Origin of the sequence: Microbacterium sp., assembly GCF_047972865.1 — a bacterium.
In the GTDB taxonomy this organism is placed as follows: domain Bacteria; phylum Actinomycetota; class Actinomycetes; order Actinomycetales; family Microbacteriaceae; genus Microbacterium.
In genome coordinates, this window is record NZ_JBKEAY010000061.1 from 1 (window position 1) to 2,126 (window position 2,126).

Consider the following 2,126-nt stretch of genomic DNA (forward strand, 5'->3'; position numbering starts at 1 on the left):
TTCGCGCCATCCTCGTGGAGCAGTTGGGTGTCGATGCCTCGGAGGTCACCGAGGAAGCCTCCTTTCAGGAGGATCTGAACGCCGACTCATTGGATTTGGTCGAACTGATCATGGAGATGGAAGATCGGTTCATGGTCAAGATCCCGGACGAGGAAGCCGAGAAGATCGGCAGCGTCGGTCAGGCCGTCGACTTCGTGATCGCCCACGCCGACTGATCCGCATCGCGCGGGGCTGGCGGATCTCTGGGATCGGCTGGCCCCGGCACGCCGCCGACAGGTGCTCACCCACCGATCGTGGGTCCGGCACCGCGGCGATTCCTACGAACGCCTCGAACTGCTCGGGGACGCGGTGCTCCAGCTCGTGGTGACCGCCGAACTCATGCGCCGCCATGGTCAGGCCAGCGAAGGCGATGTCGCCTGGATGCGTCAGGGGATCGTGTCACGCGAGACGTGCGCCAGGGTCGCGCAGGCCGCCGGCCTGCCCGGCCGGATGCAGACGTTCGCGCCGGCGAGTGCCTCCGGGAGCGACGTGGAGGGCAACGAGTCGGTTGCGGCCGCGCTGACCGAGGCGGTCATCGGGGGCGGTTACCTCGACCTCGGACTCGAGGCGGTCGAGGTGGCGGTGCTCGCGGCGTTCGCCGAACCGCTCTCTGAAGCGGTTCCCGGGCGGCGCGACGCGAAGACCACCCTGCAGGAGCTGGCGCAGGCCGACGGTCGGGTGCTGCGCTACGAACTGGTTTCGGCCGAGGGACCGGCGCACCGGCGCCGGTTCACGAGCCACGTGCTGCTCGACGACGTCGTCGTGGGTCGCGGCGTCGGGGCGAGCAAACAGGCGTCGCAGCAACAGGCGGCCGCCGCGTACCTGGCCGAGTCGACATCGGAGGACGATGCTCACCAGACTTGAACTGCGCGGTTTCAAGTCCTTCGCCGCCGGTACGACCCTGGATCTGGGGCCGGGCGTCAACGTGATCGTCGGGCCGAACGGCTCGGGCAAGAGCAACCTCGCCGAGGCGCTCGTCTGGGCGATGGGCGAACAACGCGCCCGGGCCATCCGGGCGTCGGGCATGTCCGAGGTCGTGTTCTCCGGCGGCGCCGGCCGCGCCGCCGCCGGCCTGGCCGAGGTGTCCATGACGCTCACCCGCGACGAGGATCTCGACGACGACCAGCCCGCAGAGCTGGGTGTGACACGCCGTGTCACACGGGCAGGTGACGCCACCTACCGTCTGAATGGCGTGTCCTGTCGCCTGCTGGACATCCACGAGGCGTTGGCGACTCGCGGGCTCGGCCCCGACGCGCTGGCGGTGGTGCGCCAGGGCCAGGTCGAGGCGGTGTGCACCGCACGGCCGGCCGACCTGCGGGCGGTGATCGAGGAGGCTGCGGGAGTGGCCCTCCAGAAGCGCCGCCGCAAACGCGCCGAACAGAAGCTCGCGCGGGTCGCCGATCGCCTGGACCGGGCCAGGGACCTCGCCACCGAACTGGAGGAGCGGCGGGAGACGCTGCGGTCGCAGGCCCAGCGCGCCGAACTCGCCGCGGAGCTCGACCGCGATATCGAAGCCGGCAAAGCCCGAATCACAGCCGCATCCGCTATCGCGGCGCACCGTGCGGTCGCCGCGGCACAGGTAGGGCTGGATGCCGCCAGGGGCGTCGTCGAGGAGCAGGAGGCCGCGCTTGAGACGGCGCGCGCGGCGCTGGACGAGGCCGACGCCGCGGTCGCGACCGCCGAGCACCGCCGCGAGGTGCGACGGGACCTGACCCGTCATCTGCGATCCGCCGGGGACAGCGTGCGGAACCGGGCCGACCTGGGCGCCGACCGTGTCGCCGCCGCGATGCGTCAGCACGCGCGCGATGTGGACGCGCGCGACGCGGCCATCGCCAGCCGTCACGATGCCGAGCGCAGCGCCGACCACACGGCGAGCCGCCGGACCACCGCGGAGACGGTGGTGGTAGACGCCACCGAGCACCACCGCGCGACCTCGGAGGCCGCGGCGTCGTCGACGTCCCGGCTCGCGGACGCGACCACCGTCGCGCAGGAGGCCCGCCGGGACCACGATGCCGCTCAGCACGCGGTGCGCAGCGGGGAGAGCAGGCTCCAGGAGGCCCGCCGCACGGTGGACGCGGCGCACGAAC

At 72.0% G+C, this 2,126-nt stretch carries 3 protein-coding genes; all 3 read left to right on the top strand.

The window, feature by feature from the left end:
- The first annotated feature begins 8 nt into the window (after positions 1–8).
- Positions 9–215, top strand: a complete 207-nt coding sequence (acpP, locus tag ACK5KK_RS03690) for an acyl carrier protein (protein WP_416888740.1) — start codon at positions 9–11, stop codon at positions 213–215.
- Between the two features lie 61 nt (positions 216–276).
- Positions 277–903: a ribonuclease III family protein gene (locus ACK5KK_RS03695; RefSeq protein ID WP_416888738.1), complete on the top strand. Its 627-nt coding sequence runs from the start codon at positions 277–279 to the stop codon at positions 901–903.
- Positions 887–2,126: AAA family ATPase (locus ACK5KK_RS03700; protein WP_416888739.1), on the top strand; the 1,240-nt coding region annotated here is incomplete at its 3' end. The genes ACK5KK_RS03695 and ACK5KK_RS03700, both read left to right, overlap by 17 nt.